This is a genomic window from Cohnella sp. WQ 127256, from assembly GCF_024519285.1.
GTDB lineage: Bacteria > Bacillota > Bacilli > Paenibacillales > Paenibacillaceae > Cohnella.
This window is the reverse complement of sequence record NZ_JAMZCY010000004.1, coordinates 100,648-119,190: the sequence shown is the minus strand read 5'-3', so window position 1 is coordinate 119,190 and position 18,543 is coordinate 100,648. Positions and strand designations below refer to the sequence as shown.

The 18,543-nt window shown below is 44.0% G+C and carries 13 protein-coding genes; 12 read left to right on the top strand and 1 reads right to left on the bottom strand.

All coding sequences use genetic code 11. The features are described from left to right. Window positions 1-83 precede the first annotated feature (83 nt). From M1K58_RS12195 to M1K58_RS12150, 10 genes are all read left to right on the top strand, one after another. Window positions 84-356 (top strand): alpha/beta-type small acid-soluble spore protein, encoded by a 273-nt coding sequence (locus tag M1K58_RS12195; RefSeq protein ID WP_256759138.1) that lies wholly within the window; start codon window positions 84-86, stop codon window positions 354-356. 146 nt (window positions 357-502) lie between these two features. Beyond that, window positions 503-1,705, top strand: a complete 1,203-nt coding sequence (metK, locus tag M1K58_RS12190; protein ID WP_256759137.1) for a methionine adenosyltransferase — start codon at window positions 503-505, stop codon at window positions 1,703-1,705. Window positions 1,706-1,849: 144 nt separating this feature from the next. Further along, on the top strand, window positions 1,850-5,896 hold the full coding sequence (locus tag M1K58_RS12185) for a SwmB domain-containing protein (RefSeq protein WP_256759136.1): 4,047 nt from the start codon (window positions 1,850-1,852) through the stop codon (window positions 5,894-5,896). After that, window positions 5,893-6,246 (top strand): MmcQ/YjbR family DNA-binding protein, encoded by a 354-nt coding sequence (locus M1K58_RS12180; RefSeq protein ID WP_256759135.1) that lies wholly within the window; start codon window positions 5,893-5,895, stop codon window positions 6,244-6,246. Before M1K58_RS12185 ends, M1K58_RS12180 begins: the two co-directional genes overlap by 4 nt. Window positions 6,247-6,437: 191 nt before the next feature. After that, window positions 6,438-9,140: a stalk domain-containing protein gene (locus M1K58_RS12175; RefSeq protein WP_256759134.1), complete on the top strand. Its 2,703-nt coding sequence runs from the start codon at window positions 6,438-6,440 to the stop codon at window positions 9,138-9,140. Between the two features lie 149 nt (window positions 9,141-9,289). Continuing rightward, a complete protein-coding gene (locus M1K58_RS12170) occupies window positions 9,290-10,465 on the top strand; it encodes a sensor histidine kinase (RefSeq protein WP_256759133.1) in 1,176 nt (391 codons plus the stop codon). Continuing rightward, window positions 10,455-11,177 (top strand): response regulator, encoded by a 723-nt coding sequence (locus M1K58_RS12165; RefSeq protein WP_256759132.1) that lies wholly within the window; start codon window positions 10,455-10,457, stop codon window positions 11,175-11,177. The genes M1K58_RS12170 and M1K58_RS12165 overlap by 11 nt, the downstream gene beginning before the upstream one ends. A gap of 444 nt (window positions 11,178-11,621) precedes the next feature. After that, window positions 11,622-12,566, top strand: coding sequence for a hypothetical protein (locus M1K58_RS12160; protein ID WP_256759131.1), 945 nt, complete (start codon window positions 11,622-11,624; stop codon window positions 12,564-12,566). Between the two features lie 154 nt (window positions 12,567-12,720). Continuing rightward, complete coding sequence (locus tag M1K58_RS12155) at window positions 12,721-14,217, top strand: ArnT family glycosyltransferase (protein ID WP_256759130.1); 1,497 nt, start codon at window positions 12,721-12,723, stop codon at window positions 14,215-14,217. A 379-nt stretch (window positions 14,218-14,596) separates the two neighbouring features. Further along, window positions 14,597-14,806: a hypothetical protein gene (locus tag M1K58_RS12150; RefSeq protein WP_256759129.1), complete on the top strand. Its 210-nt coding sequence runs from the start codon at window positions 14,597-14,599 to the stop codon at window positions 14,804-14,806. Between the two features lie 100 nt (window positions 14,807-14,906). On the opposite strand, the gene M1K58_RS12145 is transcribed toward M1K58_RS12150, so the two are convergent. After that, window positions 14,907-15,509: a DNA-binding response regulator gene (locus M1K58_RS12145; RefSeq protein WP_256759128.1), complete on the bottom strand. Its 603-nt coding sequence runs from the start codon at window positions 15,507-15,509 to the stop codon at window positions 14,907-14,909. A 276-nt stretch (window positions 15,510-15,785) separates the two neighbouring features. On the opposite strand from M1K58_RS12145, the gene M1K58_RS12140 reads away from it, so the two are divergent. Both M1K58_RS12140 and M1K58_RS12135 read left to right on the top strand, forming a co-directional pair. Then, the gene (locus tag M1K58_RS12140) at window positions 15,786-16,208 is read left to right on the top strand and encodes a hypothetical protein (protein ID WP_256759127.1); all 423 of its coding nucleotides are present in this window, start codon (window positions 15,786-15,788) and stop codon (window positions 16,206-16,208) included. A 181-nt stretch (window positions 16,209-16,389) separates the two neighbouring features. Then, on the top strand, window positions 16,390-18,372 hold the full coding sequence (locus M1K58_RS12135; RefSeq protein ID WP_256759126.1) for an ATP-dependent helicase ComFA: 1,983 nt from the start codon (window positions 16,390-16,392) through the stop codon (window positions 18,370-18,372). Window positions 18,373-18,543: the final 171 nt, after the last annotated feature.

The following is an 18,543-nucleotide window of genomic DNA, read 5'->3' as shown; positions in this document are numbered from 1 at the left end:
GACATCCATAATGTAATACGCCTTGATTATGATGCACCGACACATACTAAAAGTCATCACATTCAAGGAGGCTCACAAATATTATGTCGAGAAACAGCAGAAGCAACAGATTGGTCGTTCCGGAATGCGCGAATGCACTGAAACAGATGAAGTATGAGATCGCTGCAGAGCTGGGAGTACCCATTACTCAGCACACTGAAGGATTAGACACCGAATTTGCTGGCGAGTTGGGAAGCATAGCAATTGCAAGTTATGGGCAACAATATCTAGGTGACCTTACATCTAGAGAAGCTGGAGCACTTGGTGGAGGAATTACACAGCGGCTAATACGTCAGGCTCAGCAAACAATATTATAGCAAAATTATAAGCAATTTTAGAAGTGAATAGGTCGCTGTACATTGACACCCCTCGACAATTTCGGTATCATTATTAATCGAAGGTTTCTCTTAACAGCCTTTTCCTATAGGGAAAGGCTGATTTTTATATGTGGAGGTTGGAGACTTTGTCGATTAAAGGACGGCATCTCTTCACATCCGAATCGGTCACAGAAGGCCATCCGGATAAAATATGTGATCAAATCTCAGACGCGGTATTGGACGCGTTTTTAGAAGCAGACCCTTATGCACGTGTAGCTTGCGAAGTGTCTGTTGCTACAGGACTTGTACTAGTTATTGGTGAAATTAGTAGTAAAGCTGATTTTATCGATATTTCTGCAATTGCGCGTCGCACGATCAAGGAGATCGGTTATACTCGTGCTAAGTACGGCTTCGATTCCAGTACTTGCGCTGTACTTACGTCACTGAATGAACAGTCTGCTGACATCGCACAAGGTGTTAACGCTGCTCTGGAGAACCGTGACGGCAAAGATATTCAACAAGAGAACGAAGATATCGGTGCGGGTGACCAAGGTCTTATGTTTGGTTTTGCAACGAATGAAACCCCTGAATTGATGCCTCTTCCAATTGCACTTGCCCATCGCTTGTCTCGTCGTTTGTCCGAAGTACGTAAGAATGGCAAACTAGGCTACTTACGTCCCGATGGCAAAACTCAAGTGACGGTTCAATACGAAGACGGTAAGCCGGTTCGTGTAGATACGATTGTTGTTTCGACTCAACATGCGGAGGATATTACTTTGGAGCAAATCCAGAACGATATACGCGAACATGTTATCTATCCGGAAGTTTCTAAAGAATGGCTGGATGCGGACACAAAATTCTTCATCAACCCGACAGGCCGTTTTGTAATTGGCGGACCTCAAGGGGATGCAGGATTGACTGGTCGTAAAATCATCGTTGATACTTACGGCGGCTATGCTCGTCATGGCGGAGGCGCTTTCTCCGGTAAAGATCCGACAAAGGTTGACCGTTCCGCTGCCTATGCGGCGCGTTATGTAGCGAAGAATATTGTGGCTGCGGGACTGGCTGATAAATGTGAGATCCAACTCGCTTATGCTATCGGTGTTGCAAGCCCGGTATCCATTAATGTGGATACTTATGGCACAGGCAAAATCGAAGAAGAGAAGCTGGTTGAATTGATCGTTAACAACTTTGACCTTCGTCCTGCTGGCATTATTAAGATGCTAGATCTACGTCGCCCAATCTATCGTCAGACTGCTGCTTATGGCCACTTCGGTCGTACGGATGTTGATCTTCCGTGGGAACGTCTGGATAAAGTGGAAGTTTTGAAGCAAGGCGCTTTAGTATAGATTTCTAATTCATTCATCAAAAACGCATTGCACCGTAATAAATGAGGTGCAATGCGTTTTTTTCTGTCCAAAACACTAATTATGTTCCTCACTTTAGCCGAAGTAATAAGTACAAGTCTGTTTAAATTTCGGGAGGTAATTTTGTTGCAACGTATTCGTACTCTATCGCTTATCTTAATTGTTGCACTCGTCGTACAGTGTCTATCCGTAATGACTGCTGCCGCAGCTCCAAAAGGGCCTGAAGTGCATGCATTAGCGGGGGCTGCTGGGCCTCAGCTTGTATCGGCATCTCCAAATGGTGGTGCGACAGGGGTTGTTCCCAATACGAGCTTAAAGCTTACTTTTGATGAAGAAATTATACCTGGCTCTGGTTCGATTGAGCTTTATAAAGTTGGGGTTGCGACAGCCATCGGAATTTATGATGTTACTAATGTAGCTGTCGTCCAACGTGATGATGCGAATAAATCTATTGTTATTCAGCCAGGTGGTCTGACAGATGGCAGTTATTATGTAATCGTGCCTGCTAGTGCAATATTGAGTTATGCTTCTGGGTTGCCATATGTAGGTCTGAGTGCGATGCAGTGGTCATTCACAGTGCTGCAGCTTGTACCGGTTGCTTATAACTTCATTCCATCTAATTCGCCGAATATGGTAGATCCTGGCGCTCCAGGTAATCTATCGCTCGATTTTACTAGGCAGATTGCTAAAGGAATGGGATACATACAAGTGAAGAGAACCACGGATAACTTCACGGTTCAGTCGATTGACATTGCATCAGCTGAAGTGATTATATCCCCGTCGGGACTAACGATGAGTGCTCCTTTACGCGGTCTGGAATATAATACAGCCTATACGATTCTAATCGATCCGGGGGCGTTGAAGGATGCCAGTAATGGTGGTGCTTTCGCAGGAATCAGTGCAGGTAACTGGAACTTCGCAACGAAACCAGCATTAGATACAACCAAACCTAAGGTAGTTACATTTGATCCGGTGAACAATGGGACTTTAGGGAGCTTAACTCCAGGAGTTATATCGATCAAATTCGATGAAAAAGTATTCGCTAGCCCTAACAAAAGCCTTGTCATTCGTAACGCAGTAACTAATAACTTAGTTTGTACGGTGACAGCGACAGATAATGGCACCGACCAGATTGTGGCAAATCTTGCAGCCTCTTACTGTCCTGCATTCGTGAACAATACGGACTATACAGTAACGATCGGACCGGATGTGTATCGCGATGCAAGTGGCAATTACTTTGAGGGAGTGATCTGGAAGTTCAAAGCTCTAGTTGACGTGACTCCGCCAGTAATTACAGCTTATTCGCCAGCAGTAGCTTCTATATCAAATAGTATATCTACAACTGACTTTAGTCTGATATTTAACAAACCAATCACTCTGGTTGGAACACCGAAAGCTTATATTTTTCCGCAGAATAGCCCAACTGCGAGGCGCGAACTCACAATGACGGTGGACCCGACGAACAATACTAGGATTCTATTCAAGCTTGTCGGAACTGCGAAATTAAGCAATTCAGCAACCTATTCGATCTCTATCCCTGAGAATGTAATCGCAGATTTAGTTCCTGTAAAGCCAAATCTATTTGCAGGAATCTCTAATCCATATCAATGGACTTTCCAAACAGGCACTAATAGCACTCCTGTAATCAATACAGCGACGATAGATGGAGTTAGTATTGCTCTGACCTATAGCGAGAACCTTGATTCATCTAAAATTCCATCCCCTAGTAACTTCTATGTGACAGTTAACGGTGTTGTTACTGCGGTAATGGGTGTGAACATCACAGGAAAGGAAGTTCGTTTGTCGCTTCAATATCCTGTACTTATAGGTCAAGCTGTACAAGTGTCTTACTACCAAGATAGTTCCGTACCTGCAAGAAGGTTGCAAAATGCAAGTGGGGTTGAGGCAGCTTCCTTTAACAATCAAGTGGTTAAGAACACGACTGATTCAACATTGCCCAAGCCTGTTAGTGGAATGTTTTACGGGAATACGTTGACCCTAACCTTAGATCGTACGATTCCTCTACTTCCTACAGGAGCACAGAACCAGTTTATTGTAAAACAAAGTGGAAACACGATTGCAATCAGCACTGCTGTGCTAAACGGCACGAACCTCTATCTGACACTGAGTTCAAATTCAACCAGTCCGGATCCTGTATCGATAACCTATACACCTGGTGCGAATCCTCTCCGGGATCAAGCTGGGAATCTGGTGCCGGCGTTTACGGACTTATATGTGCGTAATGTTTATGACAATGCTCCGCCGTCATTAGTATCTGCTGTACTGAATGGGAACAAAATCCTCCTGACCTACAATGAGGGCCTGAATACAGTGAGTATTCCACTTAAAAATAGTTACTCTATTGTGGCCAGCGGAAACACGACCACATTGCCGTCTATTACGACGGTTGCAGTGGTCAATAACACGGTTGAGTTAACGTTGTCATCAAGTGTGGCAGCGAATGTGCCTGTGCTTCTATACTATTATCCGTCGAACCCAGCAGTCGTCGACCTCTCTGGGAATGCGGCACCAGCGATTGTAAGTCACAGCTTTACCACAGGGTCGGCTTCAGTTGCTAAGCTATCTACGCAAAATATTAACAATAACCAGATCGCACTGAGCTATACTTCGACAATGAATACGAGTTCTATTCCATACGCTACTCAATTTAGTGTGAAATATGATGGTGTAACTGTTCCTGTAACGGTAGTATCTGTATCTGGCACGCAAGTCATTCTGACCTTGGCGTCCAATGTTGGCTCAGGTCAACGAGTGACGGTGTCGTACAATAGCACTGGGGTTCCGTTGAAAGACTCTTTAAATCAGGCAGTATCCGTCTTTAGTGAATTGGTTGTTACTAATATGAACGGTGCAGGCAACCCTACTACTGTAAGTAATCTACCGGAATATTTAGAATCTGATGGAGCGGGTGGACTTCGGTTCATCAGCGATAAAGCATCGACCGCTGTTTCGGCAGCAACTTCTACCGGACGTACAGTTAATCGATATATGGTTAACGGAGACAAGCTATTAGTCGCTTACAATAGTGTTAAACAAGGTAGTGGAGTCACTGTTCCGATGGTTACCTTCAAAGTTCCGGCGACGGAAGCAGCAGCGTTGGTCGGTATTCCTCTACGGACGATCATGGACGCTGCATCCAAATTTTCAAACGCATCATTCCGTCTAGAATATGGGGATATGCAGTTCACGATTCCTTTGAAAGCAATTAACTATAATAAGCAGCTTCAATCCACAGGTGGAGACCTATCATCGGCGTATTTACTACTAAATATTGAGAAGGTTGATAACTCCCCACTCGTCACTACACTTCGAGGTCGTGGTGCGCAGACGCTTGCTACGCCTGCTAAATTTACCGCAAGCTTATTGGCAGGTGGAAAAGAACGTGAAATTGATGCATATGATATGGATATCAATAGAACATTTGTGCTCTCGTCCGCTTATGCTGCAAATAGCTCAGGAATAGCCGTTGTCCGCATCGACAATGATTCGGGCGAAACGACTTATGTGCCCTCTCAAGTGAATAATAGTGGAAGTGATGTCCGTGTTGTGTTCAAGCACAAAGGCAACAGTACTTATGCTCCTATCAGCTACTCGGCGATTTTCTCGGACATGAACACGCACTGGGCCAAGAATGATGTTTTAGCATTGGCTTCTAGATTCATAGTGCGAGGACCATCACTTACTACCTTTGCACCTGGTACAGATATTACACGTTCGGATTTCGCCGAATATATTGCTAGAGGGCTAGGGCTTAACGGGGCGAGCGCTTCGGCTTCGAAGTTCAAAGACGTTGGAGCAAGCTTCAAGACAGCCTCTTATATCGGGGCGGTTAGCGATGCAGGAATTGTACAAGGGGGCACGGATGGCAAATTCCGTCCTAATGCTTCAATTACCCGTGAGGAAATGGCAACAATGCTTGTCCGAGCAATGAAGTTCGCGGGTGTTCAGAAAACAGCTTCGAGCTCAGCACTTAATGGGTTTAAAGATAAGTCCAAAGTGAGCAGCTGGGCGAAGGATGGAGTAGCGACTAGTGTCGAAGTGGGCTTCATTAAAGGCTCAACAGCGAGCACGATTAGTCCGCAAAGTAATGCTACACGTGCTGAAGCTGCGATAATGATTAAGAGACTCTTGGAGTATGTGGAGTACCTATGAACCATAAGAAGTTGACCGAGCTCGGATTGGAATGGATCGGTTCTAGCTTGCAATATCCCTTTGATCCGAACTTACCGGTATTATTCGTGGGCAGTAAAATGTTTGCTCTACTCGGTAGGACGGGTGAGCACGAGAGTGTTAATCTAAAAGTGGATCCGGAAGAAGCCTGGCTGCTGCGGCAGCAATATCCTGGCTCCGTGCTTCCGGGATATCATATGAACAAGAAGCATTGGAATACAGTTGTGCTGGACGGTAGTGTCCCAGACGACGAGGTGCTTGTCATGCTGGAGCAATCCTATCAACTCGCATGGAGCAAGATGACCAAACGGGAGCGGGCAGAACTGAAGTAAGTGGACACAAACAATAGTAAGGGGAGAAGCGACCAATTCGGTCGCTTTTTCCTTTGCTGGATAAACTATTATTTTTTGATGACATTTTCATATAGGTGTAACTTTTCGCCTCTTTTAGAGTCTAATAGAATAGGGATATTTCAGAGATGTGATACACCCACCAAATTCTAATAGACTTACAGGAGACTTACATGACACAGCAAATACGACAAACTCAACAAGCTAGACATAAACGTTCTCGTTTAATTTTACCGCTATTAGCTGGTGTACTCGTTTTCACCGCTCCGATTAACACGGGAATCATTCCGACGGCGCATGCTGCAGATGTCAAAGCCGCAGTAACCTACAAGCTAGTTCAACAATCCGAGTCGATCGTTACCTCAGGCGTTCGCCAATTAACGTACGCATGGGTGCCCTCCGATAAGACGAAGCAAACGGAAATGCTTCACCTACTGCAAGTTGACCTCAACAATCCGTATGTACAATTAAATGCGATGGGAGGTCCGAAAGGCAGTGTTACGGCGAAGCAATCTGTTGGCGCGATGACCAAGGAAACAGGCGCAGTTGCGGGTATTAATGGAGATGTGTTCAGAACGGCAACGGGCAGTGATGGTATTCCGATGGGGGCGCAGATCACTTCTGGACAGCTCCAAGTGAGTACCGAGCAGCTAGAGGGTATGTATGCTTTTGGTGTGACTACGGATCGCAAACCTCTCATCGATAAGTTTTCTTTTTCTGGTACGGTTACAGCTGCAGATGGAATCACGACATTCAAGCTGTCTGGACTAAATAAAACGGGCTACCGCTTAGAGCCGGACAAAGCCTATAGCCACGTCAATGCGTTGTACATGTATACGAATGCTTGGACAAACTCGCAGCGTCCGGCCAACAGTGCGACAACGCCGACGGAGGCATTGGTCGTAGATGGTATAGTGGCTGAGATTTCCGCTGGCAGTGCAATAACGACACCGATTCCAGCTAACGGATATATTTTGCGGGGTCATGGTACTGCTGCTAACTTCATTACGAAGAGCCTTGTTGTGGGTGACGCAATTAAATCGAACTATTCCCTACAAACCGATGATGGGAGATCCTATGATCCTGCCAACTTCCAGATGATGGTGAGCGGACATACCCTGTTGCTGGATAACGGTAAATCCGTAGCTTTTACAAGGGACGTTAACGGTCTAAGTGGGTATGCAGATCGTGCGCGTACGGCAGTTGGTTATTCGAAGGATGGTTCCACGGCATATCTCCTAACGGTTGAGGAGAATGGCGGTCGCGAAGGAGTAACCCTTAAAGAATTACAACAAATGCTAGTAGAGCTCGGGGTATGGAAGGCTGTTAATCTCGATGGGGGTGGTTCGACCACGATGGTATCTCGTCCGTTAGGTGACTTCCAAACACAGCTTACTCACCCAACTTCTTATGGAACAACTCAACGTCTCGTCACGAACGGTATAGGTGTGTATACGACAGCTCCTCAAGGAACGCTTAAGGGTATTGTTGCAAGCGGGTCGAAAACATTGTTCATTGGTCAGCAATCCACTTTCTCGTTGAAGGCTTACGATACATATTTCAATCCAATTGATCCACTTGGCCTACAACCGACATGGAGTGTTGATAATCAACTAGGATCATTAGTCGACGGTACATTCCAAGCTTCTAAATCAGGCTCTGCGACGCTTCAAGTTAAGTCGGGAAGTGCTTCTGACTCAATTAAAGTCGAGGTCATCGGTAAAGATCAAGTGAAGCAACTTTCTGTCGAACCTAACTCAACTGTGTTAAAGCCCGGAGCTGTTATCAACATGCCGGTTAAAATCCAACTGATAGACGGTAGGCAATTATCCGTCCCTGCTTCATCAGTAACATGGGAATTCCGCGGTTTCACAGCAACCACGTCTGATGGGAAGATAACGGTCAATCAAGTTCAGAACAACATCGCTGCGGGCTATGCGATTGCAAGATATGATGGTTACGGTGCGGTAGCTGTGTTATCACCAGGGACGGAGCAACCTTTGGAGGATTTCGAGAAGGTAGCTTACAACGTTGGGTTTAGCGCCACGCCTATTGAGACGTTAGGAGCCTCTTCGATCGTTACGGGTATTCCTGGCCGCGAAAACTCTAAGGTATTGTCCTTGACGTATGATTTTACAATCGGTTCGGGTAAAAGATATGCCAATGCCGTTCTCAATGATGGCAAAGGAATTACGATTGACGGAACACCAAGTGCGATAACTCTTGATGTGCTTGGGGATCAAAGTATGCACTGGTTGAGAGCGGAGTTTACGAACGGTGATGGCAAAACCGTATATGCTGACATTGCTAACAAGATCGACTGGACGGGTTGGAAGAACCTACGCATAGATCTGGCAGCTTCAGGACTTAAAGGTTCTGCTAAGCTAACTAAGCTCTACATTGTGAACAAAGAAGAAGATCAGGATGAACGCGCAATGGTAGGGGAGTTGGCTTTTGACAATCTTGCTTTGCAGTATCCAGCGGGTCAGATCGTAGTTGCTCATCCGACGATTGTGATGAAAGTTGGATCCAAGCAAGCTACAGTGGATGGGAAGAAAGTTACTCTTCCTGGAGCACCATTCGTTCAGAAGGGAACGAATACGAACTTCTTACCATTGAGATTTGTAGGGGACAGCCTGGGAGCACAAGTGGTATGGAACAATAAAGAGAAGCGAGTGACCGTATTTAGAGGGGATAGAATGCTAGAATTGTGGGTCGGTAGTAAGGAAATGATCGTGAATGGTGTTCGCCAGCCGATTTCCGTCGCTCCTGTCATTATTAAAGGTAGCGTATATGTGCCGGTTCGTGTCATATCTGAGCAATTGGGTCAAATTGTAGATTGGGAAAATAAAACCCAAACCATTACAATTCGTTAATTTTTATATCAAAGACTGTATTCTCTCGCTCAATAAAACGAAGAAATATGGTATGATGTAAACAATGCTAGCAAACGCCGAGAGGCCCCTTGTGATGAAGGAAGTAAGATTTACTAACGGGTGTTATTGAGTATAGGAGAGTTGTAACTATGGATTATCATGTGGACCAAATAGATCGGGTAATCCAGAATGCAATTTCTGTTATGGAAGATAGCCAGGTTCAGGTGTTCGAGATTTGTGAGGTTGCCCGCCGTGAGCTTCAAACTCTTACGAATGAGATGGAAACCGTCTTGCAGGAAACAACGGATACAATTGATAGGGTAGATCGCTTGGAGCGGGACTATCGCCTTGCGAGGATCCGACTGACAGAGGTGAGCCGAGACTTCGTACGTTACTCTGAGCATGATATCAAATCTGCCTATGAGAAAGCGACACAGATGCAGTTGGATCTTATGGTCTATCGGGAAAAGGAAGGCTACCTGAAAACACGCCGTGATGATCTGCAGAAACGTGTGAAGAACGTAGAGGTTTCTATCGAACGCGCGGATACGATTAGTTTACAGATGAGTGTTGTGCTAGACTATCTATCCGGAGACCTGACTCAGGTGACGCGTATATTGGAGTCAGCCAAAAATCGCCAGCTAATCGGATTGAAAATTATACTGGCGCAGGAAGATGAGCGTAAACGCATTGCTAGAGAAATTCATGATGGTCCTGCGCAGTCCCTAGCGAATCTGGTGTTACGAACGGAAATCGCAGAGAGATTACTTGGCACACATGACTTGGAAGTTGTCCGTAATGAGCTCATTGACTTGAAATCACAAATTCGTCTTGGACTTGAAGATATTCGCAAAATTATTTTTAATCTCCGCCCGATGGCATTGGATGATTTGGGATTAGTACCCACCCTTCGTAAGTTCGTGCAGGATTTTGAGGAAAAGACGAGGATTAGAGCTGTATTCGATACATCTGGCAAGGAAAAACGATTGCCTAGCGCAATGGAAGCGGCCATGTTCCGGCTTGCTCAAGAAGGCTTCAATAATGCTCTGAAGCATGCTCAATCGACCTTTGTATCGCTCGAAATGACCTTTCAAGATGAAACTGTTCAAATGCTTATTGAGGACAATGGAGTTGGATTTCATCTGGATGTTTTGGGATCTCGGGCGAAGCATTCGCACTTCGGCTTAATCGGAATGCAGGAACGTGTTGAGCTTCTGCAAGGGGAAATCAATATAGAATCTGTAATTGGACACGGCACGAAAATAAAGATCAAAGTGCCGATAAAAGCGGAGTCAGAAAAGGAGTTAGTCGCACATGGAGAATAAGCCAGCGCCAGCTAAAATTAAAGTACTGTTGGCTGACGATCATCAGCTCTTTCGTGAAGGGTTAAAGCGTATTCTGAACATGGAGAGCGATCTAGAGGTCATCGGAGAATGTAGCGATGGCATACAGGTGCTCGAATTCTGTAATCGCGTGCAACCGGACGTAGTGCTGCTTGATATTAATATGCCAACAGAGAACGGCGTTGTAGCGACTGAGCGGCTGCGCGATATCTTCCCAGAAATTAAAGTTCTTATATTATCTATACATGATGATGAGAGCTACGTGTTTGAGACCTTGCGTAAGGGTGCAACAGGGTATCTGTTGAAAGACATGGAAGCAGAATCTCTTATCAATGCTATACGTACTGTTGCGGAAGGTCATGCATACATACATCCTAAAGTAACAGGTAAGTTAATTAACCAGCTTCGTAGGATGACCTATCTGGATGAGATCGGCGCAACCTCAGGTGCGGCGGCTAGCCGGGAGACGATAACGAAATTTATCCCTCGTGGGAACAATCCACTTACGCGTCGTGAAGCTGAAGTACTACGCTTGATGGCTGAAGGTAAGAGCAACAAGACCATTGGAGAGAACCTGTTCATCAGCGAGAAAACAGTTAAAAACCACGTCAGCAGCATCCTGCAGAAAATGGAAGTAGATGACCGCACGCAAGCCGTAATCAACGCCATCAAATGCGGTTGGGTAACACTTTAACTGACAGTGATGTATATACAGGATTATTAAGTCTAAAAAGGAATAAATTTATAGTTTGTAAAAAACGGACACTTTAGAGGAATGTGATCATACCTCATCAAAATGTCCGTTTTTTATTATGTGCATTTAATAATCTTTAATGCAGTTTTAATATCACTGGAACTGGTCGGATAACAGAATGAAATGCGAATGCGCTTATTGCGCATAAGGCGGATTATACGCAACTTAAAAGTTCTGGTATTTCGAGTATCGTTTCGTTTCAATGTCATGCCCCTTTTAGAGCGTGGCAAGGCGTATGCACGGATGGGAAATATATTTATGCTGTAACTGATCGAAATGATGCTTTTGCTCTCGAAAATATTATTTCCGTGTATACCTTGGATGGTAATCTTTTATCAGAAAAAACGTAATGCTTATACAGGAACTGATTCAGGCGGTCGGTTTATGTCGTTTGGAGATATCAGCTATATAGACGGCTTCTTATTCGTTACAGCATATAACGCTAATTCGGGTGGCCCTTCGCCATATCAGTCTCACGTGGTCAAATACAATACGCAAGATAACGGACTTAATCAGATCACTGTTAACAATATTGGAACTGGAGTAGCGGAGGGGATTGATAAGCATTTAGACGATAACTGGGTCAGCTATCATAATATTCAAAAAATCCGTAGGTTTGATGCGAGTTGGGTACAAAAAGCAGAATATAATCTACCGACTGTTGCGAAAGCATACGGCAGCTACCAAGGAATTATATGGGAAAATGGTTATCTATACGCAAATATGCATGGGCCTAATGAGAAGGGGCAGGATTTTCAAGGTGGCATTGATAAATTTTCTTTCAACGGTAGCACGTTTACTTTTGTAGAGTCCTTTAATCCTCCAAGCTTTGGTGCTTCACAAGGGATGGAAAAATACAATGGTATCTATTTATTTAATGATCGAGCAGAGAATAGAATAATCATATGTAACTCTTTGAAGCCAGGGAAAGTAAAAGCCGAAGTACTAAGGACTCCGAAACAACGATTGGTTAACGCAACATTAATCAATCGTTGGGAGATTTTCGATACGACATACGATCGCAGGCCGCGTTATTACAAAGATGAAACAGGAAGGGTGCATCTTTCGGGGATGTGCAAAAACACTGATTCGTCTTACGGGCCGACATTTACCCATGTAATATTTCAACTGCCACGTGGTTATCGGCCCAAGTATTCGTTGAATTTTGCAGTAGTTTCTAATGCAGCATTTGCGAGAATTTCAATTACAGGAAATTTATCGGCTCAAGCTGCTGGACAAGTTGTTCCTCAAGAAGGCACAAGTGCGACATGGGTGAGTTTAGATGGAATTAGTTTTTTAGCTGATCCAGATGGTACAGAATTGGTGTAAAATAATCCTGTGAATAGCACTCAAGCTGCCCTGATTATGCTATTGTATACCTACAAGACTTATAATTTACCATGTCTACTTGGCGTTGAAGTGTTCTTTGTAGGCATGGTAAATTATAAAATTCGGTGAAAACACATTAGGAATGGATGCGCAAATGAAGCTATTAATTAAGTATCAATATGTGATTATTTTTATTATTGGATTTGTATATTCTTCCTTATACTATAATTATGGAATTAACTTTATTGATGAAGGTTTTAATCTTAATTCCATGAAAAAAATTTCAGAAGGACTTGTTCCATTTAAGGATTTCTTTCTGCTACAAACTCCAGGGCATTTATATCTAGGATCGGTTTTAATGTCCATATTTGGAAAGTCAATATTATTGATGAGAATATTTACAGCAATCACTTCTTCGCTATTTTCTTTAATTGTGTATTATTTTTTAAAAAGAATGACGAACACGTATTTTTCCTTGCTGGGGTTTATGGTTAGCATTATTTTTGGGTTGAGCATGACACAAATAAGTCCGAGTTATTCATGGAATGCAGTTTTGTTGGGTATCGCTAGTGTGATTTGTATGATCAAAAGCATAGAGAAAAATAACGTTAAATGGATGGTGCTTTCGGGCTTACTCTTATGTCTAGTGGGGTTGTTCAAACAGACTATCGGCTTCTATTTTTTGATCGGATACTGCATAGCTTTCGTACTTTTCAAATATTACAAAATTGATATTTCAAAAAGATATGTTGTATTAATTTCATCCGCAGCTTCATTGGCTATCGTGTTTTTTATTTATTTAATTTCAAAACATACAATCAATGATTTCTTTACAGATGCATTAATACTTCCACTAACAGACTTTAAAGAAGCGAAACTTCCCCCGCCGACTTGGGTCGATCTAAATACAATTTTTAAAGACTTCAAGCCGTGGAATTTTTTTGCTTATTTATATTTTGTACAGCTAATAATACTTATCGTAAGTGCTGTGGTGGTTGCGAAAAAAATTATTAATAAAAGCTTTGATTTTAATTTTTTTATTGTATTTATATTCGCTTGCACAACTTTTTTGCATAATTATGAAAGAGCGAGTTTTTTGAAAGTTAGAACCACGTTCCCTATGATCTTAATTTTATTAATATACTTGCTCTATAAATTATACAAAATGAAGTCAACGAGATTGTTTTCCATGGTTATTACCGGAATTTTGCTGGTTGTATCTGTATTTGGGATAGAGTCGAGATTTATAGTTTATAAGCAATACACAGAATTATTCCCGTATAAAGAAAAGGTGTATGTCACAAAGGAAATGTCTGTAAAGTACAATGATCTTTTTAATGCAGTTGAGAAGTTTATTCCAAAAAATGAAGAAGTATTTATTTACCCCTGTAATCCAATGTTGTATTTTGTTTTAGATAAACAAAACCCCACTAGATACAGTGAGCTAATGGCAGGGGCAATCAATGAGGATATTATTAATGAGATAATCAATGATTTGAAAAATGTAGATTATCTAATCTATGATGAGCACAATTATATTGACGGCAAGATGTTTAAAGATTTTGCAGCCAGGTTGTATGAGTATATTAGCAACGATTATGTTGAGGTCTATAAAATAGATGAAAGAACCTCGATATTAAAAAGAATGTAATTAGTGAATAGTAGGACGAATATGTTCACTAACTAAAATTGGAACAATCGTTCTTACATCAATGGGGTAGCGCCCCAATCTAACGCGCCCTTGGGAGCGCAGCCTGCTTTTATTTATTCCCAATTAGGTATCATATTTTGCAGTTTGCCGAAGGTTTACTCTTAATGAGTACATCCAGTAGATGCATGAGCCAACGGACGGAAAGGTAGTATTCAGACCGATTCGTGTACATGGAACATGGAAACCAATAATCGCGGAATTTCGAAAGGATGGTGGGCTTAAGCTTGTTCAATCGATGTGGTGATTCTATGCTGGAACACAGAGATGGAGCGACATCGCTGAGCACGCTAGGATCGATCCTGACGGTATACTTTCATACATGTTTGAGAAGATTGGTAACTTTGATAATAGGTGCGAAAAGAAGTTAGAAGGCTTTCAAATCGATCTATTTAAGAAGGGATTAAAACCAAAGATGGAAGAGGAAGATGGGGAGAAGATCATTCGTTTCCTAGTTGCAGGTTATTCTGGAACCTCATCTCAAGAAGCGCAAACCATTCGCGGCTACACGGTCTCTCACCGACCGATGTAGCTGCGATTTTTATATGTATGGTAGCGAAAGTGAAAGTGCGATGGTTTATATTGTTCTATCCTACAGTTGATGTGAGGAATAGTGATGTATTTCATAGCACTCATAATCCAAGGTCATCAGCCGTCACATTTTTATTTAATTTATAGCTAAACACTAGATCATTACCCTCACCGGAAGATGAAAGCATCTTTTTTGTGCAAAGGTTATGAAGGAGCTTTCTGGCTTTTTGATTGTCCACAGCAAGCAGTTGACTGACATCTTTGGCACGGACTATGTACCCACGTCTTAACGCCAAGCATAAAATATCTCGTTCCTCAGCAGATAATTTGGCGACTTGATTGGCTTTATTCCCCGTTACCCATCTTTCCATGAATTGCATCAGGATTTGCCGACACATTCTTGGACTTTCCATTGCATCGTCATAGGAATATCGGTGGACCTTCCAGCCGTCAAGAATGAGATGATTTTGACGCACGAGGTGATCTACGAATTTGGTCCGATTGATCTCCTTGGCGTGCGAATCGATGCCATCACAATCGACATTTAGCACCACATTACCTATTAGAAAAGCATAATCCAAGGAGCTTGAACCTTCCGTAGAGTCACACATCTCAAAGTAGGAATTTAGGTTATCGAAGTTTTCTACACGTTTTGCTTTCTTGTGCTTCTCCATAAAGGGCGTATAAGTCATCTCCAAATCCATCGATTATTCCTCCCTGAAAATGAAATAGCCACTCACCCGTTCAGCTTTAGCTGACGAGAAAGTGGCGTGTGCTTCACGACCTGAATAGCAATGAAATTGTACTTATTGTAGTCCTTATTCAAAATAATGTAAATATCTAGTTTTTCGTGGGATCGGAACTCCCCTTCCGCTCATGGCATATATTGTTGAACGAGTAGAAGGATTGCATGGAATACACTTAGGTATCGTGTATTTGGGCAATCGTCACTCCCCCTCAGACAAAAGGAGGTGGCCGCCGTGATTCCCGAAATATTATGGATAATAGGTTTTTATGCAGCAGCTGTTGCAATTGTTCATTGGATGATTCGGCGTGGCTCAGGTGAAGATCGACGTCACTATGTGCTAGTAGCGGGTAATCATCAAATGCAGATTGAATGGTACATTCGGGCGCTTCAGCAATTTTCCAGAAGAACCGGTACAGAGATTGGGATAACGGTTGTACTTGATCAGTCGACGGATGATACAGGGAAAATCTTGGAGCGTTTTGCTCGGAGTGATACGGGAATAGAATGGGTAAGGAAATGTACGGCTAATTCAACTGAAGATGCAGTGAATTATGAAAGATTGGGTAGTGGCAATAACGGTGATCAGGAAGGCAAGCAGAAGGTTGTGTTTGTGGAGCTGGCACGAAGTGAAGAGGTGGCTCGATTACCCCTCTGATTAATGTGTGGATTATGGACGTTATGAGAAGGAATTGCAGCTTCGATACTTTTATCATATAATCATGGCAATAAGATTTGAATAAGAGTTCGGGTGAAGCACACTCTAGAATCGCCGTTTGCGGTGATTGGAGTGTGCTTTTTTTGGTATGTAAGGCGTCGAACTGGGGGGAGTGGAAGGGATGAAGGTCGTTCTTTATGTCGTTAAATTCGAGAAAGACTATGAAGCATTCTTTTCAGTGGCTTGGGAAGTGGATGAAGTTTATTGGAAGAATACGGCCTGTAGGATGTTTCGATTGAGTGAGCAGGTGCCCCTCGGAATCGCGGTCAGTGTCTGCCAATACTTGAAGGAGCAATGGACTAAGGGAAGAAGTGACATTGGCGGGGAAAAGAGAACCGAGCCTCATTCAACCTCAGATGGGGTGGAGGATTTGAGAAAGGCTGTTCATCTCGTGTGTGGAAAGCTGGGTGCTCCTATTCCCCTCAGGGTAGAACATGTGGCTCTGGGAATAAACGAACACAGTCGTGGTATGGAGAAAATGTGGAGCCGAGAGGGAGTTCGGCACATTAGAGGAAATAGCAGACACTTGGAGGAGGTTGCCCGGTTAGCGAGTGTCCATCTTGCGGGTCGCTCCCTTTTACGGGAGGAAGCTGTTCAATTGCTTTCCGACGTCATCCCTGCGGATGATTCCGCCAGCCCCCTCGCCGCGCTACAGCTAGCGGCGCTTTCCGGGGCTCTGCAGCTCACCGCTGCCGTAGCCCCCAAGCCAGTCGCTCCGCCGCAGCGCGGCTTCCGCTATTGGGCCGAGCGGCTACGCCTCGCTCGCCTTCGGGGACCGGCGACTTCGCCTCGCCGGTCCCAAGAGCTTGCTTGCCGCCGCTGCGGTAGCGGCCAGGACAAGCTGCGGCGCACACCTTGCGCCGCGTGCGGGCAAGCCTGCGCATATTGTGAGGCCTGCCTAACAATGGGACGCAGTCGCGAATGCGAACTGCTAATCATTGGCGTCCCATTAAACACCACATCACAACCAACTCAATCTGCAACTCCAACCCCAGAGGAGTTAACCAAGCGCTGGGGGCTAAGCCCTGCCCAGAGCGATGCGGCAGTTACTGCACTATCCTTCTTAAATGAATCACGCGGCAACATTCGGCAGGAAAGCAGCTCTTTTCTACTATGGGCGGTGACCGGAGCAGGGAAAACAGAGATGATTTTCCCCTTGTTGGAAGCTGTACTCTCTAGAGGGGGGCGGGCTCTCGTAGCGACTCCCCGCAGAGATGTGGTACTTGAGCTTGCTCCGAGGTTAGCCAAAGCTTTTCCCCATTACGAGCGAACTGTTCTTTATGGTGGAAGCCTTGATCGATGGGAGAATGGGGCATTAACTCTCGCCACTACGCATCAACTCATTCGCTTCCAGGAGGCATTCGACCTTGTATTAATTGACGAATTGGACGCATTTCCTTACCACAATGATCCGGTGCTGCATTATGCCGCTGACAAATGCCGTAAGAAAACGGGCTCCACCGTCTTACTAAGCGCAACGCCACCACAGCATATGCAACGAGCAGCTTCACGCAGAAGACTCCCTTGTGCACGGGTTCCAGTCCGATATCACCGGCACCCTTTGCCAGTTCCTCAACGTCTGGTTATTCCAACCGTATCAGAATTGCTCCGTAAATCTACAATCCCAGCTAAACTGCTAAAGGCACTTCAGCATTCTGTTCAGAGAGGTGCGCAAATTTTTCTTTTTGTTCCTTATGTACGCCAGGTTGAGCCCTTCGTTAAGCTTCTTCAGCGTTGTGCGAAATCACTTAGCATCCAACCAGAGACAATAGCAGGCACCTCATCGAAGGATTCGAACCGTACAGATAAAGTAAGCTCCTTCCGCGATCACTCCATTAGTCTCTTGGTTACAACAACGATTCTGGAGCGTGGAGTCACAATACCGAAGAGTGATGTATTTATCTTGGATGCGCACAATGCTTTATTTGATTCTGCATCATTGGTTCAGATGGCGGGGAGGGCAGGTCGATCAGCAAACGATCCATTTGGCTTTGTTTTCTTCGGGGCTCCTGTATGGACGAAGTCACAACGAGGCTCAGTACGTCAAATCCGCAGCATGAACTCCTTGGCTAGCAAACATGGATATTTAAAGAAGAAGGACTAACTCAAAATGTTCATTCGTGTAGAAAGGCTTCTCATCAAGCTCTTTCAACAACTGAGTAACTTTACCAATTTAAAACTTTTCTGACCTATACCTCGTCTGATAGGAGTGATCTTTGGATGCGAGTAAATATAAACTCATGGTTTGCCTCGGTAAAGTCAGCATGTCCGATCT